Source organism: Shewanella colwelliana, assembly GCF_001735525.1.
Classification (GTDB): Bacteria; Pseudomonadota; Gammaproteobacteria; order Enterobacterales; family Shewanellaceae; genus Shewanella; species Shewanella colwelliana.
The window spans coordinates 94,412-120,997 of sequence record NZ_MCBT01000011.1 but is presented as its reverse complement, the minus strand read 5'-3'; the positions used below and the strand labels follow the sequence as shown (position 1 = coordinate 120,997).

General features: G+C 39.7%; 24 protein-coding genes. 14 read left to right on the top strand and 10 right to left on the bottom strand.

The features are described from left to right. Positions 1–30: 30 nt before the first annotated feature. Together BEL05_RS04200 and BEL05_RS04195 are read left to right on the top strand one after the other, a co-directional pair. Positions 31–1,488, top strand: a complete 1,458-nt coding sequence (locus BEL05_RS04200) for a hypothetical protein (RefSeq protein WP_139151813.1) — start codon at positions 31–33, stop codon at positions 1,486–1,488. 164 nt (positions 1,489–1,652) lie between these two features. Then, positions 1,653–2,279, top strand: a complete 627-nt coding sequence (locus BEL05_RS04195) for an inovirus Gp2 family protein (protein ID WP_069670383.1) — start codon at positions 1,653–1,655, stop codon at positions 2,277–2,279. A 51-nt stretch (positions 2,280–2,330) separates the two neighbouring features. Here the strand turns inward: BEL05_RS04195 and BEL05_RS04190 are convergent, their stop codons facing one another. From BEL05_RS04190 to radC, 5 genes are all read right to left on the bottom strand, one after another. Continuing rightward, positions 2,331–2,891 carry a tyrosine-type recombinase/integrase gene (locus BEL05_RS04190; protein ID WP_069670382.1) on the bottom strand — a complete coding sequence of 187 codons (561 nt, stop codon included), beginning with the start codon at positions 2,889–2,891 and terminating at the stop codon, positions 2,331–2,333. 133 nt (positions 2,892–3,024) lie between these two features. Further along, positions 3,025–3,438 (bottom strand): DUF2787 domain-containing protein, encoded by a 414-nt coding sequence (locus BEL05_RS04185; RefSeq protein WP_069670381.1) that lies wholly within the window; start codon positions 3,436–3,438, stop codon positions 3,025–3,027. Between the two features lie 203 nt (positions 3,439–3,641). Further along, positions 3,642–3,974 (bottom strand): type IV toxin-antitoxin system YeeU family antitoxin, encoded by a 333-nt coding sequence (locus BEL05_RS04180; RefSeq protein ID WP_069670380.1) that lies wholly within the window; start codon positions 3,972–3,974, stop codon positions 3,642–3,644. 111 nt (positions 3,975–4,085) lie between these two features. Then, the gene (locus BEL05_RS04175) at positions 4,086–4,448 is read right to left on the bottom strand and encodes a hypothetical protein (RefSeq protein WP_069670379.1); all 363 of its coding nucleotides are present in this window, start codon (positions 4,446–4,448) and stop codon (positions 4,086–4,088) included. Between the two features lie 59 nt (positions 4,449–4,507). Next, a complete protein-coding gene (gene radC, locus BEL05_RS04170; protein WP_069670378.1) occupies positions 4,508–4,984 on the bottom strand; it encodes a RadC family protein in 477 nt (158 codons plus the stop codon). Positions 4,985–5,184: 200 nt separating this feature from the next. On the opposite strand from radC, the gene BEL05_RS04165 reads away from it, so the two are divergent. After that, a complete protein-coding gene (locus BEL05_RS04165; protein ID WP_069670377.1) occupies positions 5,185–5,388 on the top strand; it encodes a helix-turn-helix transcriptional regulator in 204 nt (67 codons plus the stop codon). Between the two features lie 385 nt (positions 5,389–5,773). Here BEL05_RS04165 and BEL05_RS04160 read toward each other — a convergent pair whose 3' ends face one another. After that, positions 5,774–5,965, bottom strand: a complete 192-nt coding sequence (locus BEL05_RS04160) for a hypothetical protein (RefSeq protein WP_069670376.1) — start codon at positions 5,963–5,965, stop codon at positions 5,774–5,776. Positions 5,966–6,158: 193 nt separating this feature from the next. Between BEL05_RS04160 and BEL05_RS04155 the strand changes: the two genes are divergently transcribed. After that, on the top strand, positions 6,159–6,419 hold the full coding sequence (locus BEL05_RS04155) for a helix-turn-helix domain-containing protein (protein WP_083250295.1): 261 nt from the start codon (positions 6,159–6,161) through the stop codon (positions 6,417–6,419). 218 nt (positions 6,420–6,637) lie between these two features. Here the strand turns inward: BEL05_RS04155 and BEL05_RS04150 are convergent, their stop codons facing one another. Beyond that, positions 6,638–6,889 carry a helix-turn-helix domain-containing protein gene (locus BEL05_RS04150; protein ID WP_069670375.1) on the bottom strand — a complete coding sequence of 84 codons (252 nt, stop codon included), beginning with the start codon at positions 6,887–6,889 and terminating at the stop codon, positions 6,638–6,640. Positions 6,890–7,549: 660 nt separating this feature from the next. On the opposite strand from BEL05_RS04150, the gene BEL05_RS04145 reads away from it, so the two are divergent. Further along, complete coding sequence (locus BEL05_RS04145) at positions 7,550–8,875, top strand: sensor domain-containing diguanylate cyclase (RefSeq protein ID WP_083250294.1); 1,326 nt, start codon at positions 7,550–7,552, stop codon at positions 8,873–8,875. A gap of 92 nt (positions 8,876–8,967) precedes the next feature. Here BEL05_RS04145 and BEL05_RS04140 read toward each other — a convergent pair whose 3' ends face one another. Beyond that, complete coding sequence (locus BEL05_RS04140) at positions 8,968–9,867, bottom strand: LysR substrate-binding domain-containing protein (protein ID WP_069670374.1); 900 nt, start codon at positions 9,865–9,867, stop codon at positions 8,968–8,970. A gap of 389 nt (positions 9,868–10,256) precedes the next feature. Here BEL05_RS04140 and BEL05_RS04135 point away from each other — a divergent pair, with 389 nt between their 5' ends. After that, positions 10,257–12,035 carry a flavocytochrome c gene (locus BEL05_RS04135; protein WP_069670373.1) on the top strand — a complete coding sequence of 593 codons (1,779 nt, stop codon included), beginning with the start codon at positions 10,257–10,259 and terminating at the stop codon, positions 12,033–12,035. 101 nt (positions 12,036–12,136) lie between these two features. On the opposite strand, the gene BEL05_RS04130 is transcribed toward BEL05_RS04135, so the two are convergent. Next, positions 12,137–12,691 carry a protein-tyrosine phosphatase family protein gene (locus BEL05_RS04130; protein ID WP_139151812.1) on the bottom strand — a complete coding sequence of 185 codons (555 nt, stop codon included), beginning with the start codon at positions 12,689–12,691 and terminating at the stop codon, positions 12,137–12,139. A gap of 172 nt (positions 12,692–12,863) precedes the next feature. Here BEL05_RS04130 and BEL05_RS04125 point away from each other — a divergent pair, with 172 nt between their 5' ends. Beyond that, positions 12,864–13,454 (top strand): TetR/AcrR family transcriptional regulator, encoded by a 591-nt coding sequence (locus BEL05_RS04125; RefSeq protein WP_069670371.1) that lies wholly within the window; start codon positions 12,864–12,866, stop codon positions 13,452–13,454. Between the two features lie 165 nt (positions 13,455–13,619). Here BEL05_RS04125 and BEL05_RS04120 read toward each other — a convergent pair whose 3' ends face one another. Beyond that, on the bottom strand, positions 13,620–14,483 hold the full coding sequence (locus BEL05_RS04120; RefSeq protein WP_069670370.1) for a helix-turn-helix transcriptional regulator: 864 nt from the start codon (positions 14,481–14,483) through the stop codon (positions 13,620–13,622). A 142-nt stretch (positions 14,484–14,625) separates the two neighbouring features. Between BEL05_RS04120 and BEL05_RS04115 the strand changes: the two genes are divergently transcribed. The 7 genes from BEL05_RS04115 (at position 14,626) to BEL05_RS04085 (ending at position 26,554) form a co-directional block, all read left to right on the top strand. After that, complete coding sequence (locus BEL05_RS04115; protein WP_069670369.1) at positions 14,626–18,108, top strand: hypothetical protein; 3,483 nt, start codon at positions 14,626–14,628, stop codon at positions 18,106–18,108. 5 nt (positions 18,109–18,113) lie between these two features. Then, a complete protein-coding gene (locus tag BEL05_RS04110) occupies positions 18,114–20,084 on the top strand; it encodes a hypothetical protein (RefSeq protein WP_069670368.1) in 1,971 nt (656 codons plus the stop codon). Positions 20,085–20,117: 33 nt separating this feature from the next. Further along, positions 20,118–20,957: an HNH endonuclease gene (locus BEL05_RS04105; RefSeq protein WP_069670367.1), complete on the top strand. Its 840-nt coding sequence runs from the start codon at positions 20,118–20,120 to the stop codon at positions 20,955–20,957. Beyond that, positions 20,950–21,351, top strand: a complete 402-nt coding sequence (locus BEL05_RS04100) for a (deoxy)nucleoside triphosphate pyrophosphohydrolase (RefSeq protein WP_069670366.1) — start codon at positions 20,950–20,952, stop codon at positions 21,349–21,351. Before BEL05_RS04105 ends, BEL05_RS04100 begins: the two co-directional genes overlap by 8 nt. Positions 21,352–21,362: 11 nt before the next feature. Continuing rightward, positions 21,363–23,276, top strand: a complete 1,914-nt coding sequence (locus tag BEL05_RS04095) for a DNA/RNA helicase domain-containing protein (protein WP_069670365.1) — start codon at positions 21,363–21,365, stop codon at positions 23,274–23,276. 217 nt (positions 23,277–23,493) lie between these two features. Further along, complete coding sequence (locus tag BEL05_RS04090) at positions 23,494–24,744, top strand: DUF6361 family protein (protein ID WP_069670364.1); 1,251 nt, start codon at positions 23,494–23,496, stop codon at positions 24,742–24,744. Continuing rightward, positions 24,731–26,554 (top strand): phospholipase D family protein, encoded by a 1,824-nt coding sequence (locus tag BEL05_RS04085; RefSeq protein WP_069670363.1) that lies wholly within the window; start codon positions 24,731–24,733, stop codon positions 26,552–26,554. Before BEL05_RS04090 ends, BEL05_RS04085 begins: the two co-directional genes overlap by 14 nt. Positions 26,555–26,586: the final 32 nt, after the last annotated feature.

The following is a 26,586-nucleotide window of genomic DNA, read 5'->3' as shown; positions in this document are numbered from 1 at the left end:
TTGATACTAGTTGCATAGATGTGGTTGAGTATGAAGTTACTGAAAAGCATGACAGGAGCATTGCCCGAAACTAGGATGATCTTATTGCTATGGATAGCCATAAGGCGAGAGCTTTACGTGACCTTGCCTTCGGAATATGCAAAGTATCTTGGTGTGAGTAAAAGAAGCCTAATGAAGGCCATTGAATACCTGCTTTCAGAAGGATACATAGAAGAAGTGCCAGGCCTAGCAAAGGGGAGGGGAAAAAAGGGAGGAAGTGGGTATGATATTTCTTATACATCATTACAGTGGTTCGAGGAATCAAGAGCTGAGATATCCTTAAAGGATTATTTTGATAGCGCTTTATATTTGAATATGAAGGGGGATAGTCAAAAGTTAACCTTAGAGTCCCAGGTTTTACTTTTAGCATTAATATTTTTATCCGATCAATTCTCAAGAATTTACAATGTTGATTATGAGTACGTTAGTCAAATAACAGGGCTTAAGTTTAAAAATATAAAGGACAATCTATCCACCCTTGTTAATGAAGGTTTTTTGCTTCCGTTAGTCGTCGATTTTAAACCAAAAGGACGTTTTTCTGTTGTTGACCCCATATACAAATTAATTGCAAATCCATGTTTCAATAGTAGGTTTAATCTTGAGCCTTCATTGTTAGGTTGTAACTATGAAAGTAGTTATTTTTACTTTGATGTAATGCTACGGGACTTGTCGGTTATTTATGATTATTTAACAAAAGATGGGGGGGTATCTGTTTTATCGGAAAGGAACTGTGAATATATTTTTAGAAAAATAATGAATATTAATGATAGGCATCGTCACATTGACTTTGTAGGTTTATTGCATTGTAGTTCTAAAATTGGACATGAAATTTTCGATGATAAAAAACTTAAGGAACACATGTTTATTTGTCAGGATATTTGTATAGAAAAGCATGTTTCATTAGAACTGACGGATGAGGAATTGACTGATAATATCGTATTATTTCTTAAGAGCATATTTCCTTATAATGGAAGCAGTGACTTTAAACCAGATATGCTGAGAAATATGGTCAGTATTTATAGCGTTTATGAAAATAAACTTGAATTTATCAAACAGTGTAAAGACGTTAATGGCTTATCAGACATGGGGCTTTTTTATCATTTGTGGGCAGATTCAATGTTGCCATTTATCAAGAGTCTTTCGTCTCAATTAAGAGTGCTGTCTGAATCAAAATCCTTGAAGGTGGAGGCTATAAGGTGTTTGCCTAAATCCAAAGCAATAATTACCCAAAAACTAGTTACTGAGAGCGATGTAACAGTGGTGGAAAATGTTGTAGAGGTAGAAGAATTTATACACCACTTGGCTGTTAATGGTGTTGTTGAGTTTTTTTGTGGCAACACAGGCTCAGCTAAAGGTGAGTATTGTGTCTTCGGGAAGGATGTTTATGAAAATAACTCCAGAGTAAATATTGGTCAACAGGAGTACGAGATTGCTATTAAATATAACTAACAACGATTTTTTGTGCAGGGATGCCTTAGGCTAGTATCAGCCGGTATGTTTCGGTAATAGTATTATATACATAGCTCTTAATTTATTACGTGTTGAGACCAATCATCATGTAAAAGATTACATCGATGCATAAACCTATGTAATTAATCATAGGAGTATCAATCATGTTTCAATTCGAGTCATATCATCAATTAAACACACCATCTCAATATCAGCATATCGACAGTTACTTATCCACTTTTGAGAGGGTACTTCAACAACAGTTTGCATGTAATAATCGTATAACCTGTATAAGGTTAGATTTAAGGCTTCCTAATAATATCCACTATGAAGACCCAAAAGTAATCTCACGTTTCATCGATGCATTTAAGGAGAGGCTTAGTGCTTGGAGGAACCACCGTATTAAGTTGGGTAAGCATCCTCATCCGCTTGGATTCGGATATGCATGGGTTAGGGAGCGCAATAAATCCCATAATTGGCATTACCATCTAGTGTTATTTTTCAATAAAGATGCATTTGCTCATCTAGGATATCTCGATTTAAATCGAGACAATTTATATTCACGAATTGTTGAAGCTTGGTCTAGTGCATTAGGCATGCTTGACATAGAGGTTAAGCCATTAGTTCATATTCCTCGTAATGCTGTGAATTATCTAAATACAAACTCTACAGAGTTTTACGATCAACTAGATGACTTTTGGAACCAGTTTACCTATTTGGCTAAGGTAGCAACCAAAGATATAAATGACGGTAATCGTAACATTGGCTATAGCAGAATGGTGTTCAATTAGACAAAAAAAAGGAGGGTGTTAAAGGCCCTCCGATAGCAAAACAACAAGATTTCATATCTCTAAGTTAATGAAGTCGTTATCAACATCCTCTTGCTCAATCCCTATGTACCTTAATGTCACGCCTTCAGAACCATGCCTGAGCATCTTCATTACCCTACCAATATCTTTGGTCTTTTGATAAAGATGATAACCTCTTGTTTTGCGCATGGAGTGTGTGCCTAAGGCTACCTTTAGTTCTTCACCAACGATACGAAAGGCTTTGGTCACTGCGCGTCTTGTTAATGGTTTAGCCTTAGAGTATTTGGCCTGGGGATTTCGATAAGATTGAAATAGGTAGATATGGTCGGGATGGTTTACTTGAATATCCTGAATAGCTTTTATCACTTTTGCATTCAACTTGATATTGGCTAACTTGCCAGTTTTAGTTTCTTGGATAACCAACCTATCTTGCTGAAGGTCGCTAAACTTGATGGATAGCAGATCAGAAATACGTAAAGCGAGGTTTAATCCGATGTTCCAAATATCTGCCATCTGCTTACTATATCGAACCTCAAGTAGGTGGCTAATGAGATTTATAGTGTCTAACTTCTTGATTGCTTGGACTTCTGCCATGATAGATTCCTTTTTTGATGTATATCGTTTAATTGGGCCCCTAAGAGGAACCGGGATAGCGGACCCCGCATGTAGCCTAGGTTTGCAGGTTCCCGTTTTGGTAAAACGGGAACCTAAAGCTTTGAATACAGTGTCAATCTAATTGGATGTCAACGATGTAAACGCCCATTTTTTGATAAGCGATAAAGTTGTCGCAAAACATTGCAATCAACTCACGAGCTTCTCGTTCACCAATCCATCCACTGAATAAGCTATACACTTGCTTTGAGTTAAAGCAGATATCGATGTCTTTCATTAGTTCAGGAAAGGGGCCCCCTCTAAAGGCAAAGTCGGTTATGTAGATTGGGCGCCAATGATCTTGTTGTTTCTCCAGTCGGACTTCCACTGGATGGTAACCACCATTGTCAGCTGAGTAATCAGGATCCCGGAAGTTGATGGTGATGGCATTTGAGCTGTTGGAATGGGTATTAGAAAGCACCCGTTCCAATAATGAATAAAACGGTTTAGGCATTTTGGGTGTTTGGTTTCTATCGATATTAATGGTCATTGTGTATTCCTTTTTAATCGTCGTAATGAAATAGTCCTAAGCACGTAAATGCTTAAGCCTTGTGTGCTTGTTGATTGGTGCAATGGCTTGATGTTCGGTAATTAGGTCATGCTAAGTTTTTAAGTGAATGAAGGTGATAAGAGAGCTTGTGAGAGGGAGACAAGTGAATGGAAGAGGCTGCTTGTTTGATCGTATATAGTCTTTTAAGGTGTTGGATAAATGGTAATGTACAAATACCCATGACTACCAAGGGTATCGGCCTCACAGGTAAAGCCTGCGTATTGTAAGGTTATGCTGCGTTGCTGACGCGCATCGAGGTGACCCAGTGATACTTGGTTCTCAAGTTGCTTAATGATCTCTGAGAAGGCGTCGTTGAGTAGCTGACCTTGTTCTGGGGGAAAGCTGCCGACAAAGCCTGAGCGATCCCACAGGAAGTCTAAGCGACAGCCTTGCAGAATAAGCCGCGCACCAAATCGCGGCGTAATATTACGCTGTAAACCCCATTGATAGGGCATAGATGGTTGAATCGTTGTCATGGTGAAACTCCTTTGAATATTTGCTTGAGTTGATGTGTTGCTGGTGGATGTAAGGTAACGCTATAGAGCAACAGATAAGTGGTGATGGCAGATGTTTAACTAGGAGAATATTTAGGTATGTACGCTCCAATTGGGTTGCTGATTACTGCCATGGTTGTAATAGATACCGTTGATTGAACGCTGCCAAACATCGGTAGGTTGGCCGTACTCATTGCAGGTACAGTGATAGCGGCAAAAACTAATCTCTTTTGGTAAATGCTCAACCAGATCCCTTGGAGAGACAAACAACAGTGTCTTATGCAAGGTGGGGCTGGGTTTGATGATGGGTTGACCTGTCGTCTCACCTCTCTCATTAAGCGGTCTTGCAAACATCGGTAAGATCAATTCAACCATTAATCTTCTACGCAAGTCAGGAAATGCGGCGCAGGCTTCTGCCACACAGGCTTGAGAAAAACTGTCAGTAAATTCAATCATGGTGTACTCCTTATTGGTTTGGCAATCAGTTGATATTTGTCAGTGGTGAGTACGCCGTGCTATAGCAAGCCACGTTCAGCAAATGACACTGGTGTTTTACCTACCACGATATGATCGAGTACTCGTACATCGATCAGAGCCAATGCATCCGTTAAACGCTTTGTGATTAGTTTGTCAGCTTGAGAGGGCTCAGCCTCACCGGATGGGTGATTGTGAGCAAGGATCACCGCTGCAGCATTTACGGCTAATACTGCTTTAACGACTTCTCTTGGGTATACATTTGCAGCGTCTATCGTGCCGTAAAACAGTTCATTGAGTTCAATGAGCTGATGTTGGTTATCAAGCATCATTACAGCGAAGACTTCCCGTTCATATCCTCCTAGCTTGTAAGTTAAAAATTGCTTGGTTGCTTCTGGATTGCAAAAGGCGTCTTTATTAACATATCTCTCAGCAATGATATTTGCAGCACTTGCCAAAATTTCATCTGTCGTTGGTGGGCAATGCTTTAGTGGATTGAGTCGATTATCTGTATGCATGACTTGGGTCCTTAAAGTGTTTTGTGGGTTTATTTACTGTATTTATATAGATCTAAGAACTTTTCTAGATGCTGGCTATGTAGCAGGAAGGTTTTGTATTTGCAGGTTTTGAAGGGCGGGGAAAAGAGTTAAGTACTCCGTTACAGGTTAAAAATTACTAGCTCTGGTTATTGAATGAGATTAACTACCAGGACCTCATCATGAAACTAATCAGACTCAAAGATGTAATCGCATGTACTGGCTTAGCACGTTCAACAATCTATAAGTACATAGAAGAAGGGATTTTCCCTAAGTCAGTATCATTAGGTGACCGTGCTGTAGCGTGGGTAGACAATGAAGTGCAAGAATGGATATTAGAGCGGATTGAAGAACGAGACTTACGGAATGGAAAGGTTAGTGAATGATTGACTGCATAAATGGAGAGCCCATAAGACTCCCCATGATATTGAGCTAAAATGCTTTAGCTATCCGATTCAACCGCCCACTTATAACCAGCAATAACACCAAGCAAAAATAACTCTGCAATTGGCTTGTGCATCACAAAATTAAACATAGTTCTGCTCCTTTAAAACTTGGTAAATACTCACGCCAACCGCAAAGCCTGCGATAAATGCAATAGGCATAAAGCCTCCTTAATGAATCAGTAGAAAGTAAAAAGCAGCTGGTGGCATCTTGTCCACCAGCTGCTTTACTGTGCTGTTATTGGTTACAGCATAAAGATGATATATAGATGAAAATATTTCCAAATTTGAATTAAAAGAGGCTAAACACCTATGTTTTTCTCCCAAATTATGAAGTTGGTTTTTGAATACCTTTAGTTTTGATGTAAACCGTTATTGAATATCCAATTCCGTACATTGCTGCAAACATACCCCAGCCTGCGGCAGCCTCCAGATCTGTCTCTGCAAACGCTACAGTTAGTATCAAACATAATGAGAAAAAGCCCATCCCTACAATTGACATAGTTTTAACGACTGACATGTATTACTCCTTTGTTACATTGTTTGTGTGTTGAACTAGTTAAGAAAGCATAGGTATGATTCAAATTTGATTATGGGATTAATAGTCTAAACTTAAATGACCTCTATAGAGGTTGCATGGTAGCTCTTAGTGCGTGGTTAGTCTATCTGAATCTACGTGAAAATCATCAGATATTTATATTCTGGAGATCGCTGTGGATAATGATGAAGTGTTAAAAGTTGGCTTAGCGTTCGGTAAAGCGGTAAAGCTTCGTCGTATAGAACTAGGACTTAATCAAGAGGAGTTAGCAGATCAAGCAGATCTTGCGCGTTCCTTTATATCTGGCATTGAGCGAGGTGTTGCGAAAGCTACGGTAACTTCTGTCTGGAAGCTAGCTATCGCTCTGGATTGTAAACCTTCTGATATTTGGGTTGTTGCAGAACGGCTATGGACTAAAAGTGGGCTTATCAGTTAATTATCTAATTGATAATGAGCATTATTTTAAAGGGACTGTGTTTCTAGCTGACCTTGTACCAGTCCTATGACATTCACTTAGTCTAGGTTCGGGCTAAAAATTCGGTTGTAAGGCAATGAAATTGAGGTAGCTTTACAGAAGTGAAGACTACCTCTCTAATATTTGAACAATAAAAAAACCTACTAATTAGGCAATGCGCTGATTTGTAACTATATGTTTTATAATGTTAAAGGTTGTAAACCGCTAAACATCTTCAAAAAATGATGTGCGGTTGTTCCGCAAGCAATACAGACTTGTTCTAACTCTAAAATTCTAAGTTGTCGTTCACCACTTTCGTATTTAGACACGAAACTTTGGGGTTTGTCTAACTTTTGAGCGAGTAGGCTCTGACTTAAACCCGCACTTTTACGCATTGCTTTCAAAGCATTGCGAAGAGATTCTTCTCTTTCTGACCATTTATTATTTTTCATGGCCTGATGATATTTTAGATTGAAAGATATCCCATATTGGGATATGTTGTATGTGCTGCACTGATAATTAACTCCTTACTTAAGAAATAGAGTTATGAAACTTTAGGTTGTTACCTATAAGTGTAGAAGGTAGAAGTCCAAATTGCGGCTATTCAGACGATATTTTCCATTGGCGTAATGGTCTCTATTATCGTGTTCGCCGATTTGAGTGGTAGCATTTAACTTATAAGAAGGCCTTTAGGGGTCTTCTTTGCTATCTAGTAAAGCTGTATCAGGCATAGAAACACAAATCTTAAAGTTATCAGGCAAAGGTGAATGGTTTACCTATTTCCTGAGTGTAGAGCTTGATTCTTCCATTTAAATATTTACATTATTATAAATGTGCTTGATTACGTTTTAACTTCTCAATTTTTACAAAGTTGTCACCAAATATTTTATGATGCAACATTTTAAAATGGTAAATAGTCTTTCCTTTATTAATAAGTTCTAAGTACATATTGTTTATATAGACAATAATCAGGTTGTACGTATAATGCACACCCTGCTTATATGAGAGAGTATTAAAATAGTCATTTAACTTTTTTATGAATGCTTCATCTTTTCACTTGTTAGGTAATAGCTTAATTAGTTTGTGCTTAGTTATATAAGAGGTAATTGTAAATGTTAAATAAGATGTTTGCATTTGTGTTGTTAATGGTCTTTGTTTTTGTTACGAACTTTATAGTTAGCTCCTTAGATAAAGTGAGGAGTGATAAAGTTTTATCTAATGTTATTGCGGATTTAAATAAAACCTTGGAGACCATTTTTAATGGTGCTTTGATTTCATCTGAAGTATTAAAGGAAATGATAGAAATATCTGATGAGAAAAGTATTACATTAAAAAAGTTCAATAGCTCAGCTAAGAAATTACTTGAAGGTTATAACAATATAGATTCAATTCTCCTTCTTCCAAATGGAGTTGTATCTTATGTTTATCCTTATGATGATAATAAAAGTGCAATTGGACATGATGTTCTAAGTGATGAGAAGAGAAAGCTAGGTAGCCAGGCGTCGATATTAACAAAAGATGTCATAATTATTGGTCCCGTGAAATTAGTTCAGAATGGCAAGCAAGCATTTATTGTTAGAAGAACTATTAAAACAGATAATGAGTTTTGGGGTTTTACATCTTCAATAATATATTTAGAGTCAATGATTGATGTTGTGGATGACTTACTATCAAGGCATGGTGTTAATAACTATGTGGTTTTAGGCTACAACCCTGATTGCAAGGGGGGGGGCGAAAAACTGATCAGTTCAAAAGGAAGCATAGAAGCTTCGCCATTAAAAGGTGAGGTTAGTGTCTTCAATACTAGGTGGGAGCTATCTGTATCTAAAAGTAATTCAAGTATCTATTTCAGAACTTTCGTATTTATCTCACTGTTAACTATGTTTATATTAGTTTTTCTGCCTATAAAGTATTTCAAAAAATATCAAGGTAGTGAAAAGCAGAAATTTATATTTGAGAGCGAGGCTCATACTGATTTTTTAACTGGTTTGCTGAATAGACGAGGGTTTGAGCATAGAATTAAAACTTTCCATAGCGTCGTGGATTATGGTTCTGTTGCCATTTTCGATATCGATTTCTTTAAGAAAATTAACGATACATATGGTCATGATATTGGTGATGGAATTTTGGTAGGCTTTGCCAATTTTTGTAGAGAGCAAGTTTCAGATAAATATGTCTTATCGAGAAGTGGAGGAGAAGAGTTTATACTGTTAATGCCCTCAACAGAAATTGAACAAGCAAAAGAGGTGTGCGATCAACTAAGGCTTCTGATTTCAAAGGAAAATTTTTTCGTTGAGGAGAGGTGCTTAAGCATCACTATGAGTGTTGGTGTTGCAGGTTTTAGAAATGCTGAAGAGATAAAGAGTGCTCTGACTTTAGCTGATAAGGCTTTATATAGAGCTAAACAAAGTGGAAGGGACCGTGTTTGTGTTAGCTAGTCTCTTCTCCGCCATCTAGAGCAATTAAACTGTACATTTTCTAGATGGCTTGAATAAATTTCTCTAATAATAGTATTAAAGCTTAGCTTTAGTTAAGCGTTATATTTACTGTTTTCCAAGATTGTGTAGTACATTTTTGCTGTAGATTCATGTTGCATTTTTTCATAAGTCGTAACTAAGTGATAAGAAGGAGATTTGTGATCAGGTATCTCTATATCGAAAGGTTTTATTAACCGTCCATTTTTCAACTCTTTCTGTACTAATATGCTATTTACGTAGGCTATTCCTCCACCTTGCTTTGCTGCTTCAATGGACTGGATAGAATTCTGAAAAGTAAGTTTTTGTTGTGTTAGATTGTTGCTTAATAGATTTAGTTTTTGCAATACGATGTCCCATTGTACTAGTCGGTTATTGGTATAGATAAGCGTACTTTTGTCGATCGTCTCCTGATCAAAGATATGTCCTTTGTCCTTTAGATAGTCAGGGTGACAAACAGGTATCATGGTCTCATCAAATAAATGAACAGAATACATATTTTCCCATGTGTCGTAACCATATCGAATAGCAAGATCTAAGTCTGATTTAGAAAAATCTAAATAGTCTAGTGTGTCAACAAATTCGATATTGCTGTTGATATTTGAACTAACGTTATTCATTAACACTGGTAATAGCCAATTCTTTAGTAAAGATGGCGGCACAGCAAGTCTAATTTGTGGCCTTTTCCCTTCAATCCCAAGATCAATTGTGGCTTCTTCGATATTCTTGAGAATTATAGAGATCCGAGAGTAATATCTAAGGCCATAACTCGTCAACTGTATCTGTCTATTTCCTCTAATGAAAAGAGGCTTCCCTATAAACTCTTCCAGTTTGTTTATTTGATGGCTTACTGCACCTGGTGTCACATTCTGTTCAGCTGCTGCCAATTTAAAGCTCTGAAAGCGTGCAACAGATTCAAAGTGAATAATAGATTTAATTGGTGGGAGTGTTCTCATTTTATTCTTTTCCTTATAAATAAATGATGGTATCAATTAAATTGAATTGTCAATTTACATTTATTGCTTATCTTTATTACTCTGTCGGTTTAGTTTTCTTGCCTGAATTGAAAGTAAATAAACTGACAGAGTAATTAAATTAACCCGTTCGTTTGCCAGTTTAATTTAATTGCTTTGATGTATATTAATGTTTAACAGTGTGGTCAAAATGTTATTCAGATCCCATTATCAACTTCTTTTTTATTTATTATTACTCTAGAGTTCCCACTAAAAAGTAGAAGTTGATGATAATAATGGTTTCTTAACTATTGAATAATTACTTTTGCTTGGAACTGCAAAACGTTTCTTTTTAGGAATATTTATAAAAACACTATTTATAAGGTAAGTTGATGAACAAATTAACATTGTTTTCATTAGTTATTTTTGCAAGCTTTTCTGCTCATGCAGCAGATAATCTCGCAGAATTTCATAATGAGTCTGGAATTGAGTGTAAAGATTGTCATGCGACTGGAGTGGATAACATTCAAGATAGTCAGCTTGAACAAGATCAAGCATGTGTTTCTTGTCACGGAGATCTAAATGCCATGGCTACGCAGGAGTTAAAGGAGAAAGATTTATCCGTTCATCATAATCATTTAGTTGATATTGGCTGTACTTCTTGTCATTCAGGTCATACAGAACCTGTGATGAACTGTATCACTTGTCATCAGAGCTTCTCTGAAAAGTTCGAAATGCCTTTCTTGCATGGCAAGTTAGAAGCGTCTAATAAATTTGATGAGGTCGTTCAAGCGCAATTAACTGAAGCGATCATGGCAGGACCTGTTGAAACACATCAGATGATTATCATTGGTGCTGGTTCCGCAGGATACTCTGCTGCGGTTCAGGCAAAGATGTCTGGTTTAGATGATATTGTGATTTATGAGAAACAACCATACATAGGTGGTAACTCTCAACTATCAGCAGGTGGTTACTCTGCAGCTGAAACAATAACTCAGGCACGTTTAGGATATAAGGATGGTGTAGAGCAGTTTTATAACGACACAATGAAAGGTGGTCACAATATTAATGATCCTAAGCTAGTAAAGAAGCTGACAGGAGATAGTGCCGATGGGATTAGCTGGTTGGTAGCATTAGGAGGAGACTTTTCAGCTGCTAGACGTGGAGGTGGGCATACAGCTGACAGGCTTCATCGACCAGCAGGAGGTAAGAAAAATGGGCCTGAATTGATATCAGTACTTCAACGTAATTCAGATGCATTAGGTGTGAAAGTCGAAACCAATAACAAGGTATTGAAGATAGTTCGTGCTAAGAGTGGTGAAATTGCAGGAGTTGTCGTACAAGGCAAGCACTCAGGACTTCGTTTCATAGCTGCTCCAACAGTTGTATTGGCTACAGGTGGCTTTGGTTGGAATAATAAGTTAGTTGCACAATACAGGCCTGACTTGCTTGGCACACCTTCTACCAATGCTCCAGGGAATACTGGTGATGGTATTGGTCTAGCTAAGGAGATAGGCGCCAAGATGGTTGACCTTAAAGAGATCCAAACGTTCCCAACTGCTGGTAATGGAGTGCTAGTTATTACAGGGACAATACGTGGAGCAGGAGCTATTTTGCTAAACCACCAAGGAAAACGTTTCTGTGATGAGATGGGACCTAGGGATAAAGTTTCTGAATGTATTTGGAAGTTAAAAGAAAAAAGTGCTTGGTTAGTTTGGGATGACACGATAATGAATGAAGTCGGTCAAGTTAAAGGGCTTGAACCTTTAGGTATGCTCACCAAAATTGAAAACTATGATGATTTTAAGAAGGTCAATATCGATCCTTCTGTTGCAAAAGAATCTATTGAGCAATACAACATGTACCAAAAAGATGGAACAGATCCAGATTTTGGGCGTGAGTTTATGGCACGTTCACTTAAGTTCCCATTATATTTTGTTGATACAGCTCCTGCTATTCACCACACTATGGGAGGTGTGGGAATAACGCCAGAAGCTCAGGTTAGAGATGAAAATGACCAGGTTATTCCTGGCATGTTCGCAGCTGGTGAGGTTACAGGCGGGGTTCATGGCGCAAACCGCTTAGGCGGAAATGCGATTGCTGATACTGTTGTCTTTGGCCGCCAAGCTGGTAAGTCAGCTGCACATTACATTATTAATAAAAGTAACTAATTAGTAATCGGTTCAAATAGAGCAAGCTTTATGCTTGCTCTATTTTTGCCGTCATACACCTAGAACTTTAAGCTCAGTGATTAACCTAATTGAATTAATTATTATAAAGCTGGTGTTAATTGATAATGTTTTTCAATAACATTAAAGAAGTTTTTAAGCGAAGGGGACTCAATAAAAGCTGCATTCAGATCGCCCCAAGGCTTCAACTCCGATTTATCAGCTTTGCCATTCTTTATTGCATGATAAAAATAGACCATGGCTGATGCTCGCCAATTAACCGCACAATGGACTAGCACATCTTGCTCGGCAACAGATAACCTATCCATCACAGCAATAAAGTGTTCCATTGTGGCAACAGGTGCAGTCGACTCAAATGCAACGGTATAATGAATTAAGCCACTCGCACGCGCACTTTTGGGGTCGGCAATAAATCCATTTTTCTGATCCCACTCACTATCATGTGGAATAAGATTAATAACCGTATCCACCCCTGCCACCTTTAACTGCGCGTAATCACTCGACTTAGGTAAACCAGCGCTAATGAGATGCTCATTGTGGCTATACATATTGCTCATTTGCGGTAACTTTGCCTGTTCGATATTTGCCAAACAACTTACGCTGAAAAGGCTCAAACTTATTGCGAATAGATATTTCATGTTAATTCCACTTGGTTGATAGTGGCGTTAGGATATATCCCTCAAGCATATGCCAAGGAGAGACAACTACGGTGATCTGTCCCAAATAAATTAAATTTATTCCGCTGAAGAGAAACTAAATTGCCTCCTACTTATCTATATTCTATAACTAATTAATAGAGATCAAAGTGTGATGCAGCAAGGTGAAGTCGGGCAGGGTGATCAGACAAAACAGAATATCGTAGCTGCATTAATGCAAAGCTTACGTTCGGTAACCTATCAACAAGTTAAAGTGGGCGACTTAATGCGGCGCGCAGCCATTGGTCGAAGCACATTTTATCGCCATTTTAGTTCAAAGTTGGATGTTTTACTTTTGCTCCACTCGGGCCGATTTGAACAAATGTTGAGTGACTATCAAACCGAGTCCGATTGGTTAGCTGAACAGGCTGGTGATAGCTTGAGGGTATTTATCAAACAGGTGAAAACCAATAGTCAATTACGCCGCTCACTGGGCTATACCCTAGGGGCAGACCGTGAAATGGCCACCAATAAAATCACCTTGCTAATTGAAAAGAAAATAGAAGCTAGCCTGCGCAAAGCGTTTGGTTCAAAAGCACTTACAATCCCATTTTCTATACTTAGTTTGGCCATTGCAGCAAATATTCATAGCCAAGTTAAAGCACTAAAGGAACAGGTCTCAGCAAATGATATTGATCAGTTTATTGATCAATTACACAGGCTAAATCGCGGCCTAATCACAGCGGCTTTACCACAAGATTTGTGAATCGTCACAGATAATAGCGGGACTATGGCTACATGCCAACTCGATTAATTATTTTGGCATCTATAACTCAAAAGTTGCATTAAAAAAACATGTGAAACTTGTCAATAATTAATCGATAGAAACTCGATAAGCAATTTACTAAATAAAGGAACTAACAATTTATAATTAGAGATAGTTTAAGTATCGCTTAATGTCATCGAAGTTTTTGACGATAATTTGCTGGCCAAGAGGATTCGAATCTAAAGTATGGATGTCGATGTTATAAGCATCTAATACATATCTAATGAGTGCTGCATTAGTTGATACTACAAGCTCGCCGTTTTTCATCCCGTAATCATTAGATATTACAGCTGCTTGGTCTACTGTCAGTCTTGAATCTGGCGTTAGTTTTACGGTAATGTGCGTATTCCACAGTGTGTCCTGTGCTTTCCCCATCACTAGTTTGTCGTTGATATCTGGTATACCTCTTATACGGCTTAGTACAAAGTCTCGGTAACCGTTCGCATATTCACAATAAGCTCTGATATGCCAGCGTAAAGCGGTGCAAACTAGTGAATGAGGCGAAATTATTCGCTCAACTTCTTGCCCATCTTTAAGAGATGTGTAGCTTATATCGACACGTTTCTTCTCTCTGATAGCCCGAACCAGTGGCCGTAAAATTTCAGGTGTAATGCTACGTGTCACCGGCCGGACCATTGTCGTATTTTCAAAGCCCATATCAAGCTCTTTAAATGTGATGGACATATCTTCACTTCTTGAAAGAATGTGTAAATATTCATCAGCATGACCGCTAGTTAGCTTTGGGATAAAGCTATTACTGGGTTTGTAGCCTTTCAGCTGCTTATCATAGAGAAGGTTGCCAGGGGCTACATCTGTAAGGTAAGTGTTGATGTCTTTTGAAGCTTGTTGTCTACCAATACCAAAATTCTGAATAAGGTGGTTGGTTGTTAACCTTCCTTCCCATAAAGCAATGACTTCTATCATCCTGTAGCGGAATAGTAGATCCCATCTTATTGGCCATTTACTCATTTTCCAATTCCTGTCTAATTATGCGACGTGTATATGTATTCAGTATTTACCTGTCTTCATTAGCGACATAATATTTCTTGGCTTTTTTATCGTCAAGTTAGTATGTGGCTAACTGCTAGGGAAACATTTTGGAGCGAGTGTAATGAGCGCATTACTTGAAACTTATCTAGAAATGGCAGGTCCTGAAACTTGTCAGTCAAAAGAGGGTTTTTTGGCAATTGTTGATGCCCAAACGGGGCTTGGGAAGACCTATCAGGCCACTGAACTTCAACTCGAACACCTTATAGCTGATTCAAAGATAACACTTATTTACTCAACGAACTTGAGACTTAACGTCAAGGAAGCGTATGAGGCTCTGCTTGATCGGATTGATAGAAAGGTCGCACTTAGCGCCTCACAGAAAGCAGAGCTGAAACGTAACGTCATTTGGATTCCAGCCCAAGATACCTCCATTGCCGAATTAACGGTTGAAGACTGGGCTACAATATTCGAGATTCTCGATATACAACAACAAAGAGAAGTTAAAACAATATTCGATAAGGTCGAATTGTTAAAACAAGCAAAAAGCAGTAGCAATACAGTGATGTTTGATGAGGATTTACGTGCACAGCGCAGTAAGATTTTCACATTGCTAAAGGCATGCTTAAAAGGGAAAGAAATCCAGGAACCTAAGTTAAATGATGTTCTAGACCGAATATTTCCGGCAAGAAGGATTGATCACGACAAAACACAAGTACTGTTTTTAACTACATCGAAGTTGCTCTACCCATGGCATGGTATTAATAAAAGCTACAGAATTAGCGATTTTATTGATAACTCCCTGTTGATCCTGGATGAGTTTGATCGTCAGCAAGTTGAGTTTCTTAACCATCTAATCAATACGGTCTCAGACTATGACGTCATTGCTTTAACACGTAAGTTCTATTCGAGCTTTGACAGCTTCAAAATCCACGGTTCGCCCGAGTTTAATGGGGTTGATAAGTGCTTTGACCGCTTTCGTAATGCTCTTTTGGATTATAAAGATAAATGGTTTATTAACTACCGTCCCTTCATTACAGACGCAACAATTCATCAAGGGAGTGAAAATCAAAACCGGATATTTACTCTTCTTTCTGACAGGATGTCCATTCACGCCATCAACTTTAAGCATGAAGCACTAAGTTCAAATATTAACCATGCATTAGGCAGCCATGAGATTGGTCCTTCTGGCACCGAAAGTGCAATACAGTTTGTGAACAATGGCGCCCAGCTTGTTAGAGTATTCTGCAATGGCATGCTAAGTGCGGTTCTTAAGCTAAAAAATAACTTAGAAAGTTTAGATACCCCGAAAATCTATACTACCGAGAACCTGGTAGGCAAAGTGCTTAATAATTTGGGGCTGGTGGACCTTACACCAAGCATCATGTCGTTAATTTCTGCCAGGTTAAGCTTCAAAGTCCAAAATGAACATAAAGCTTATAGTTTCCACGATAGCGGATACGAAATTGCTAACATTGCAAAGTACAGTGAAACGGACAATACCGCTACCGCTTACACGTTTGATTTAGCATTAACTTCAACTGGCTTGCTTGCTCATTGGGTTTTGGCTGGGGCTAGGGTCCTTGGTATTAGTGCAACTGCCACGAGTCGAACGGCAATCCATAACTTTGACCTCGAGTATTTAAGTGATGTTCTGTCAGAGAGATTAGTTCTTCTTAAACCAGCACAAAAAGCGGCGATCCAAGAGGAATACTGTGAAAAGCGTCGGTACGAAGAAAACCAAATTAAAGTTAGCATAAAAGGTATATCTGAGCGTGTGGACTGGGGTGGTGTTGCGGAATTGTATCAAGAATTCAAAGGAACAAAATGCCACCCTGCGTTGCTTGAAAATGAGTTGTGTAAGTTATTGAACGTGGAGTTAGGGCAACTAAAGTTTGCAGTAGCCAGAGCCAATAAACTAATTGAATCCATTCGTCAGTTTTCGCTGCATCCTGACAACAGATACCATTTCTGCATGCTCAATAGAAGTTATAAGAATCTTGAGTTTATGGATTTTGTGGCGAAAGTTGGTCAAAAGTTTGGTGTCATAATTTTTGAGAACATTAATGCAGCCTCATTCAGGAATGATAAATTTCAAGAAATATTAAACCTGTTGGAGAATACTACTGAAAAAGTTGCAGTGATTACAAACTATCAGGCGACGGGGGCGGGATTGTCACCGTCCTACACAATTGCAGAAAAACATGTGTTGACTTACATCGGTCCAGAGGGGGATGAGCCACTTCAGAATAAAACCGATATTGATTCAATCTATTTAGAGCAACCTATGAGCTTAATTGGTAGCCGAATTGGTGAAGAGCTTACGGCAAAGGAACGAGATGTTGCAATTAAAAGGAACATTCATGATGCGCTAATGCTTCATGAAAAAGGAATTGTCGCTGCCAACGACGTGAAATCGAAACTCAAGTCCCTTATTGCACCAAAGGTAAATGGCTTTGCCGTTGGCTCTATGATCAGCACCTATAAAGGTAGCGAAGACTATCGATATGCGGTTTATCGTTTCATCGAACAAGCGCTTGGTAGAATGTGTCGTACCGAATGGAAGCAACTTGAAATTACCATCATGTATGACGCAGTTACTGATTTTGTTGAAACGTTAGCCCAAGATAGTCGTAATCTCTCGTATTTGTCACATGAGTACAGAGCATTAATAACAGATATAAAGCGTCGATATAAAGCACAAGAGCATGATAAGCAAAGCATGTCCTACCACCCGAGAGCCTCGCGAAACTATGCACATATCCAAAGGTTAATAACGAGCGTGTATGAGCATCAGAACGAAAGTGCCATCGGTCAGTACGAGAGATTACGATCCTGGATGTTGGAAAAGCCTGCTATGTTGGAATCGCCAATAGGCGAAGAGGTTCGTTACTATATTGATGTGCAGAAACCATTAGGTCAGTACGAATATCAAATCAACTATTCCGATGAGAAGGGTATCACCGAAATTTTCGTTAACCCGGCAGATGTCTCTGGATTAAGAGAAGTGTCTGAGCATTCAGCACGCTTGGCTTTACTTATGCGGAATCCTTTAGTTTTGGCACATTTTGAAGCTCGTGGTTATGCGACTAAATTTGGTTGTAGCCGGTTTGTATTAGCTCCGGCCATGTTTGACCTCTACATGGGGGCGCTTGGCGAAGAGGCTGTTAGTGCTATTTTATTGGAGTTTGGCTACGAAGTCCGAGCTATGCCTGATGGATGTGTGGAGTGGTTTGATGGATACATCGAACTTGGTAACAAAATCTTGTTGATTGATGTCAAACATTGGGATTTAGAACTGGGCTGCTTGGTTCACGACAACACCTTGGATAAATGCAAAATCAAGTTGGATAAAATTAGGATGAACTCTCCCGTCGAGTTTGCAAATAAGCGCGTTCAAGCTTTGTATATCAATACTATCTGGAGCGGAGCGGAAGGAATTAATTCACGAAAATATGTGATTGATGATAAGCAGTTTGTGGAACATGCCAATCCAGAGCTTGCAGACGTTATTGAAATCCCTGGAATTATCGATGATGTGTCAGGAACGAACAATGTTCCACCAATGGCCCAGTTACTTGAACTGCTAAACCAATTTGCGGAGTGAAGAAGATGAGCCGAAGTTTAACCACCCTCATTGACCTAACCTTTGATTTTAATGCATTAAACCAAAAGTACGCTATTTACAAAGCCTCGCTGGACAAAAGCATGGGGAAGATAGATTACGCGAAGCAACTGAGTATAGTGGAACGATCTTCCACGCCTAAGGCGCTTATAAAACACTCTGGTAACTACTGGGTACTACGTGATAAACAAGACAACCCCATACTTGAATCGGCAGAGATCGCCTTTGAGCGCGTGCAATTCGAAGATTGTGACCAGCTTCTATTGGGGCGGCTTTTTGTACGAGCTCTCGGTAAGGTCGCGTCAAGTCAGTTCTTTTCAGGACTTGGCGAGACGTTTCTTTTTGTGGAACCAGACAAGTTCTTAGAGCATACCGTCTATAAATGCTTAAAGTTTGAACTTAGGGACAGCGTACGCTTCAAATCCTTATTCATATCCATGGACGGGACTACTTTTTCACCGATAGAAACGGTATACAAGCCACCAGGTTATATTGAAAAACAAGCCAAATTTGAGTTTGATATGGAAAGCGGGCTATTGCGACGCAACGCTAAGGGTAATCTCATCGTACATAGCCCAGGGAAGAAAAAATTCACAACGAATGCCATCGACATTACTGGTCAAGAACCGATCTCGCTTCAAAAGACTAAAACCGGAGCCATTTACCAGTTCGTAAACTTGATGAATATACATTTCTCTGGCTGTTTATCTCTTCAACTAAAACCCATAGAGGCCAGTTGGCGTGAGCATTACAAAAAGAGCTATGTTGAAAAGGTGTATCAGCGTATCTATCAAGTTATCGATGATGCTGGTGGCTTACAGATCATGAACGCGTCTTTGAGAAAGGATGGGTTTTCGAAGCTGAAACTTCAGCAGTGGCCGGTCCAAGTTGAATTTATTGAAGCTGAGGATATCGACGCCAGAAAACCGTTACTTGTCATCTTAGATAGTGCCGAAGACTATGAAAAGGCAGGGCTCACAGATCCCAAGTCAGGCTTTTATTCTTCAGAAAGAACGACTCAAAGTATCTATAACTCGACGATTACTAATGTGCGCCCAAAAACAAAAGGAAACGAGCTGAGCCCAATTATTGATGCCGTAGTAAAAGAAATGGCGATAAAACAAGAATGTTTGCAAGGTCAGTTTCTTATTCAAAAATTGGAGGGAAATTATTGGTTTGTTGAGAGAGAAGATTCTAAGTATCGTAATCAGGACCCGGTTTTCCATATCTTAAAATGTGATAATGGTTGCTTTCAATATGAGCAGCAAGATGAGTTTTACTTTGATGACCTCAATATAGAACTACCTGAAAAGCAGCGCTATTTTGAAACGTTGAATTATGTGATAGATATGGCGCAACAGCCTCCTAAAATCTGTACGATTGTTCATGAAGAAATAGCCGCAATTCCGGATGCCGAAAAGCTTTTCGAAGTGCTTGCACATCTAAAAGCGAGTAACCAACAAGGCATAAGTCGTGAGTTTATCGATAAGTATCTCTCAGATTCTATTTACGTAAATGATCCAATACATAGCAAGCTTAAGTCCATGTTGGCGATGCACCCATTGCAGAGCGAGTTTTATAAAGAAGACCTTAAAGCGGCCAAGATCGGCTACCGTTCCAATGCTGAGCAAGCTCTTATTGATGGTTATTTTCAAGAGACAGGCGTAATGCTCAATTACTCGCTAAAAGGTGAACATAATGAATATCTCGAAGCTTTAACTGGGCATTTTTATGACGCCGAACACTCTGCTTATTTTGTTGGCAGTGAAAAGGGGGGCTTCAAGTTTAGTCGTGGTCAGTTCAACCATGTAAGGTTCCTTGAGGGGCCTGATGAGCTAAAGCAGTTTTGTTTAGAACTAACCAAGAGCTACTTTGTTCGCAATAAGCTTGCGACTGTGAAACCTTTTCCATTTAAGTACTTATCGGAACTTCGAGAAAGTAAGAAGTGGCAGAAGTGAACTGAATGAAACAGTTTTATAAAGGAAAATTAAATGGTTCATGAGTCCCAACTTGTTCCAGGCACCAAACTAAACAACACTGTTCTATGTGAAGTATTCGGCTGTAGTCCCCAAGGTGGGATGCGTCGAGCGCATAAAACTAATACGCTTGTTATTGTCTCTAATCACATAAAGTCGATCTATGATGATCGATGGTCCGGTGATGTGCTTCATTATACGGGAATGGGAAGCAAGGGGGACCAGAGCCTGACATTCCAACAGAACAAAACTCTTGCAGAATCTGATATTAACGGCGTATCGGTGCACCTTTTTGAAGTATTTAAAGATCAGGAATACACGTACGTTGGTGAGGTTAAACTCAATAGTACTCCTTACTCTGAAACTCAATCAGATGAGCAGGGGAAGCCAAGAAAGGTATATGTCTTCCCGTTAAAATTGGTTTCTGGTGAGCGTCAGGTTCAAAAACAAGACCGAGAGAACATAGAAAACGTTCGAGTTCGCAAAGCCAGAAAGCTAACAGTTGAAGAGCTGCAGGCTTTAGCTGCAAAAGCTCGAAAAACAGCAACACGTTATCAACAGAAATCGACAAGCTACGAGAGAAACATTTGGGTAGCTGAGCTTGCTAAGCGATTAGCTAAAGGTCAATGTCAGCTTTGCTTGAAACCAGCTCCGTTTAACAATGCTAAAGGTGAACCTTACCTTGAGACGCATCATATCGTATGGTTGTCCAACGATGGCGATGACACGCCAGACAATACAGTGGCGTTATGCCCTAACTGCCACAAGAAGATGCACATCGTTGATGACACAAAGGATGTAAAGACTTTGACATTTCGTTGTAAGCAATTACTAAAAGAGCATGAAAATGAGTAAGAAACATATCGAAGTGGTCGCAGCCGTGCTGACGAACGGTGGTCAGTTTTTGGCGGTCCAAAGAGGGCCGTCTAAGCTCGACTATATCAGTCAGAAATGGGAATTCCCTGGTGGAAAGGTAGAAGCGGGTGAAACACTAATAGCCGCTATTACTAGGGAGCTAGAGGAAGAATTAAGAATAGCTGTTACCGAACCTCAACTTTTACTAACTATCGAGTATAGTTACCCTGATTTTGATATCACCATGCATTGTTTCGTTATTGAAACTCCTACTCGTGACATTGAGCTTACCGAACACATTGACTCTCTCTGGCTCTCTAAAGAGCAGCTTTTAGAGGTGGATTGGGCTGCCGCTGATCTTCCTGCTGTCGAAAGACTTCAAAAAACCTTCTAAGGAATAAGTAAATGGATTTAAAGGCGGGTTGGGATGGAACCTGGCAAGAGTTTCTTCAAGTTGATAAGACAGTTTTTATCAATGAACTCATTTCTTTTCACTCGAGTCTCGACTGGACCCTGGAGCTAGAACCCGCTCAACGTTTTGCATGGGAAACAGAATATGACTTGATGAAATCGATGCTTGGTCATGTCGTTCGGGAATCTAACACTAACCCTGAAACTTGCTGGGTCGCTTTTGAGCAAGAGCTGATAGGTGAGGGGGGAAAGAGAGCTGCAGACGTCAACTTGGTTCTTCCTACAGGAGACTTGTTTGTCGTTGAGTTCAAACATAAAACGGAAGCCTCAGAGCATGAGATCCTACGCGCGAATTCAGATTTACAAACCATGCTTCGTTATCACAGTGAATCGATAGGTTTGGTTGGACATGGATACCTAGTATTAACAAAGCCTGGTGCAAAGGAGTTCAAACATTCTGGTGTTGTTTGTGAGATAGCTGATAAAGGTCAAGCTCCTTTACTTACTAATCAATTGATCACGTCGCTGAGACAGACAGGCAGTTATGATGTTCTTCGTTGGTCTAAGGGCGAGTTTTATCGCCAGCCAAGTATACTGCACGGAACTGCACAGGTATTTTTTGATACCAAAATTCCAACATTAAAAACGTCGGCAAGTGAAAATATCGAGGAAGCAAGAGATGCTCTTCTAAAGCTCTATCAGCATGCTAAGGCCAAGCTAAAACGTTACGTTGTTGTCGTTCATGGACGTCCTGGCGCGGGGAAAACACTCTTGGGGATTAGCACGGTGGCTTCAGTAGCTCGTAATGACAGCGTTAAACAGAGCGAGCCTATTTTTCTATCCGGTAATGCCCCGTTGGTTCAGGTACTTCAACATACGCTAGACTTTTACGGTAAGCGAAAAGGCAAGGATGTACTAGGCAGAGCTATTGATGGAAGAGTCATGATTGAAGACCTACATATTTTTAAAAAGCACATCAAAAGTTCATTTGGGTCGCGCAAAGAAACCTTCGTTGTATTTGATGAAGCGCAACGAGCTTGGGATAAAGCCAGCCCAAGGGACTCTCAATCTCCGTCAGAGCTCATGCTATTTTGTAATTGGTTATCGAGTCAGTCTTTTGGTGTATTGGTTCTATTGGTTGGCGATGGCCAGGCGATTCATCGTAATGAGATGCAGTTAGAGCAAATGTTGGCAGACTTAGACAATTCAGTTAGGGCGCAAAACGGAAACATTGTTGCAATTATGCCTTCGTTACATGCTAAGAACATGCGTTTAATTAAGCCTATTAAACGTGATGTGTTTAATTTAAAAACGCCTATTCGCCAGTCTTATACCGAACATTTGGACAAATGGATTGAAGCGGTACTTTCTAATAATTCAGCGTTAGCACGTGACGTTGCTTTGAGCATTGAATCTGACTATCCATTGCGAGTCACGCAGAGTAAAAGCTTGGCGGAACGTTATTCAGTTGAGCTACAAAACACCTTGCATGAAGGAAACCGAAAACCGGATGCGTTTAGAAGTGGCTGGTTGATGTCGAGTCACGGTGGACAGTTCATTGAAGAAGTTCAAAAAGACAAGTTTAAGCCTGGTAAACGGATTGGTCCCTGGTACGTAGAGCCGCCAAGTTCTGATAATTCTTGTTGTCGATTTGATGCCGCGTGTACTGAATTTAGCTGCCAAGGCTTAGAGTTATCCTTAGCACTGTTTAATTGGGGAAGCGACTTGTTATTCCGAGATGGACAATTAGTTTTAGCCGAGGACAATCGTCACCGTCGCCAATATGACCATTACACAGAAGGGAGTTATCGAGTACTACTTAGTCGTGGTCGTAGTGGACTAGTGATCAAGTGCGATGATAGTGAAACTTTCGAATATTTAAAAAACTGTGGAATGCGGGTGGTCTAGCTTACTTTTCTAGGATGGTATTTAGAGAGACTAAATAGTTTGTCATGACCAAGGACGATTATTTTATTCATTACAGAATGCCATTTCTTAAAGTTGGTACTTTATGATTTAGAGCAGCTTTTAATTGGATGATTTGTTTTACTATTCAATAGCTTGATTTGACTGCAGTTTATCGAGCAAGCTGAGTATCGATTTTTCAGACGAGAGTGGGGTAAGAGTGAGTCGACAAAAAAGTTTAATTGGCTGGATAGATTTTTCATCTACAGAGCGAGAACGTGTATCTCAAGTACTTTCAATGTTGCAAGAAAAAGGGACATTGGATGAGTTAGGTATAGGGCAAATAAGGGATGCTTTTGCCGATCAGCTTTTCCCTGGTTTTTCTACTATTCAAACCCGTGCTAAGTACTTTGTCACTATCCCTTATATCTTTTATGACTACCGTAAAATAGAGCAGCATGAGAGACCTCCTCTGGATGAATATATTAACCAGCAGGAAGATAAGCTTGCTATATGTTTAGTTGAAAACCATAGGCATGACATGCCGAAAGGGATAATTGGAAAAGACAGCTTAGAAAAGGGAGTTGCTCGCAAGCCATCTTCGGTCTATTGGAATGGGGTACGCCAGTTGTCTATTGCTAATACGGAGCTTTCTTTACGAGAGTTTACTAACCAGTATCAAGCGTTAGCGAACAAAAAGAGTGAAACCCATGTAGATGACGATGAGCTGCATTCTGATATTGCACATCAAATGACAAAACCTGATGGTTACGATGAATCTTGGTTAAACCAAGTATCAATAGATCTCACACGTAAAGAAGCTGAATTCCTAAAAAATAAATTACAGCTCTCGAATAAAATTGAACATAGTGTTCCTGCTCAACTATTCAAGCATAACCTTGTTGGTGATACGTTGAAAATGGCTAATATGCAGACCAATAATGGATGGCAGGCCGAAGCCCTTTATGAAAGTCTAAAAGACTCGCCTATTTCCGAACAAACGAAAGCTTGTTTTGAAAAAGCGCTGGAATTTAGTTTTGTTCTTGAAGGTGCGCATATTCGTTACAACACCCTCATAGCCCAACGTGCCAAAAATATCGAACAGATTGAACAGTTGAATGAAGAGTTTGATGTTTGGTTGAACCAAGCTCATAAACAGAATACGAGCTTTGAACAGCAGAGCATCGATAATTGGTATGAGTTTGCTTTCGGTCCACATAAAAGCGCAAACAATCGCACACGTCAGTTTATCGAAAGTTGGTGTAGCTTGATTCGCGAGAATGTCGCTGTAGATAAGTTGGATGTATGTGTGAAGCAACAAGCTATAGCAAATAAAGGGGCTCGGTGTTTGTTGAAAAAAGCCCTTAATGAAAACCAAAAGTGGGTTGGAATGCGCAAACTGGAATTTCGTTGGCCTTCTGCCAGAGTTATTTTACAAGATATCCAGGAGGGGCTAGATGCTAGTGCCTGATAAAAATCGCTTGGATTATGGCGAACAGCTTATCGCACCAGAAGGTTACGAGCTTACTCATGCTATCGCCACGACTTATAGCTTGGATCTAAATACCTTATTGACGGTGCCAATTGCCATGTGTTTTGGCCATACCTTAGAGGGTTCGGTTGAGCACATGAGAATTGCGTTACTGGAAGCTTTAGGAATGTTGGGAGATAAACTCACGGTTTTTTACCAACAGGGCAATATTAAGTTACCAGATAAGTACAACAGTTTATTTGGGTTGTTGGAAAACAGCCTTATTCCTGTAGTCCCCAATGCCGGAGGGTCGAATTCAGCGTTTTCGTCGTTTCACCCGAAGTTGTGGTTGCTTCGGTTCAAAAGCCCAGATGAAAATAATAATGTGAAATACCGTTTGATAGTGTTGTCACGTAATTTAACGTTTGACCGCAGTTGGGATCTTAGCGCTGTAATTAATGGAGAATCAAGAGGGAAGCGTAAGCCAGCCAACCGTCCATTGATTGACTTTTTTGATGAGGTTTATCGTGGTTCATCAACGCAATCATTTGATGATGTGATCGATCCAGAAGAGCTAGTTAGGGTGCATTGGGGTAATCCAGATAACATCAGTAAACTCGGCTTTCTCTCTACTCTTTTTGATGAGCGTAACAAACGACAGACTCCAATCCGTTTAGAGCAATGTAATCAATCTATGCTCGCAGTGTCTCCTTTTATCAGAGGTGGAGGCAAGGTAGCAGCTCTAGATTGGCTCAGTACCTTTGCTCCTGATGACCAACGTTACTTATTTAGCCGTAAAGAAGAGCTTGACATGGCGGGCGAGAAAGCGTTGGAAGGTTGGCACTGCTATGCACTTAACGAACACCTCATCGATGCAGAAGAAAATGAGGAAATGGACCAGTCCCCATTTGTAGAAAACGACCTCAACTTGCATGCAAAGTTATTAGTTGTCGACGAAACAGATTCCACTTCCAGCTGGCATCTTGGTTCGGCAAATACAACTCAAGCAGCGATGGGAGACGAAACCAATAGCCCGAGGAATAGTGAATTCATGCTTCGTTTAACGGGCTCCAAAGATCAAATTGGTGTTCATTCACTGATTAAGCAATGGGTTAATGAGCATGGCACAGGCTTATTTACAAAACATGAGTTCAGCGAATTAGAAGAAACTGAAGGTGAAGACTCTGATCGAGCACTTCGTCTATTGGAGTTCAGCCTAATTAGTGCAGATTGGAAGCTTGAGGTTGATTTATGTGGTGATGACGAATATCAGCTGACCTTAAATGGGGCTCTGGTTGAGACTCCGGAGAGTTTTGACGTTAAGGTTTCGATATTGAGTGCGTCACAGCCTCGAGCCCTAGCTCGAGAGGTTATTTGGGATAGCCTTAAACCCTCCCAAATTAGTGCGCTAATCCACTTCGAAATATCTGAAAATGATTCAGTGGTTAAGAATTTAGTCGTTCAAGCTGAAATAATATTTAACTGTAAATTGGACCGTGGAAAGGCAATAACCAATGAACTGCTCGAGAATCGCTCACAGTTTATGAGTTATATAGCGATGCTGTTACATATCGACCCAAGTAAGCAAGATTTGATGAACGGTGTGGGTAAGGGAGATGGTGAGGGGGCTGGTGGTGTGTTCTTCACCAAAGACAGTGTAATCTATGAAAAACTGATGCGAGCGGCTGCGTTAAGTCCGGATTTGCTAGAAAGAATTGATCGCTTACAAGCACAAGTCGATGAAAAGATCATTCCAGATGAGTTCAAGACGTTATGGGGCATCTTTTCGTCTTTTGTACCATCCAAGTAGTAGTTAATAAATAGTCGTAAAAATAAGAAGAT

Bases quoted from the DNA above. Each gene is read 5' to 3' on its own strand.
- BEL05_RS04085 (WP_069670363.1), top strand. From the start codon at position 24,731: ATGCTAGTGCCTGATAAAAATCGCTTGGATTATGGCGAACAGCTTATC.
- BEL05_RS04185 (WP_069670381.1), bottom strand. From the start codon at position 3,438: ATGACCATTAATATCGATAGAAACCAAACACCCAAAATGCCTAAACCG.
- BEL05_RS04140 (WP_069670374.1), bottom strand. From the start codon at position 9,867: ATGAGAACACTCCCACCAATTAAATCTATTATTCACTTTGAATCTGTT.
- BEL05_RS04165 (WP_069670377.1), top strand. From the start codon at position 5,185: ATGAAACTAATCAGACTCAAAGATGTAATCGCATGTACTGGCTTAGCA.
- BEL05_RS04150 (WP_069670375.1), bottom strand. From the start codon at position 6,889: ATGAAAAATAATAAATGGTCAGAAAGAGAAGAATCTCTTCGCAATGCT.
- BEL05_RS04145 (WP_083250294.1), top strand. From the start codon at position 7,550: ATGTTAAATAAGATGTTTGCATTTGTGTTGTTAATGGTCTTTGTTTTT.
- BEL05_RS04160 (WP_069670376.1), bottom strand. From the start codon at position 5,965: ATGTCAGTCGTTAAAACTATGTCAATTGTAGGGATGGGCTTTTTCTCA.
- BEL05_RS04120 (WP_069670370.1), bottom strand. From the start codon at position 14,483: ATGAGTAAATGGCCAATAAGATGGGATCTACTATTCCGCTACAGGATG.
- BEL05_RS04135 (WP_069670373.1), top strand. From the start codon at position 10,257: ATGAACAAATTAACATTGTTTTCATTAGTTATTTTTGCAAGCTTTTCT.
- BEL05_RS04100 (WP_069670366.1), top strand. From the start codon at position 20,950: ATGAGTAAGAAACATATCGAAGTGGTCGCAGCCGTGCTGACGAACGGT.
- BEL05_RS04200 (WP_139151813.1), top strand. From the start codon at position 31: ATGAAGTTACTGAAAAGCATGACAGGAGCATTGCCCGAAACTAGGATG.
- BEL05_RS04125 (WP_069670371.1), top strand. From the start codon at position 12,864: ATGCAGCAAGGTGAAGTCGGGCAGGGTGATCAGACAAAACAGAATATC.
- radC (WP_069670378.1), bottom strand. From the start codon at position 4,984: ATGCATACAGATAATCGACTCAATCCACTAAAGCATTGCCCACCAACG.
- BEL05_RS04105 (WP_069670367.1), top strand. From the start codon at position 20,118: ATGGTTCATGAGTCCCAACTTGTTCCAGGCACCAAACTAAACAACACT.
- BEL05_RS04115 (WP_069670369.1), top strand. From the start codon at position 14,626: ATGAGCGCATTACTTGAAACTTATCTAGAAATGGCAGGTCCTGAAACT.
- BEL05_RS04180 (WP_069670380.1), bottom strand. From the start codon at position 3,974: ATGACAACGATTCAACCATCTATGCCCTATCAATGGGGTTTACAGCGT.
- BEL05_RS04175 (WP_069670379.1), bottom strand. From the start codon at position 4,448: ATGATTGAATTTACTGACAGTTTTTCTCAAGCCTGTGTGGCAGAAGCC.
- BEL05_RS04195 (WP_069670383.1), top strand. From the start codon at position 1,653: ATGTTTCAATTCGAGTCATATCATCAATTAAACACACCATCTCAATAT.
- BEL05_RS04110 (WP_069670368.1), top strand. From the start codon at position 18,114: ATGAGCCGAAGTTTAACCACCCTCATTGACCTAACCTTTGATTTTAAT.
- BEL05_RS04130 (WP_139151812.1), bottom strand. From the start codon at position 12,691: ATGAAATATCTATTCGCAATAAGTTTGAGCCTTTTCAGCGTAAGTTGT.
- BEL05_RS04095 (WP_069670365.1), top strand. From the start codon at position 21,363: ATGGATTTAAAGGCGGGTTGGGATGGAACCTGGCAAGAGTTTCTTCAA.
- BEL05_RS04190 (WP_069670382.1), bottom strand. From the start codon at position 2,891: ATGGCAGAAGTCCAAGCAATCAAGAAGTTAGACACTATAAATCTCATT.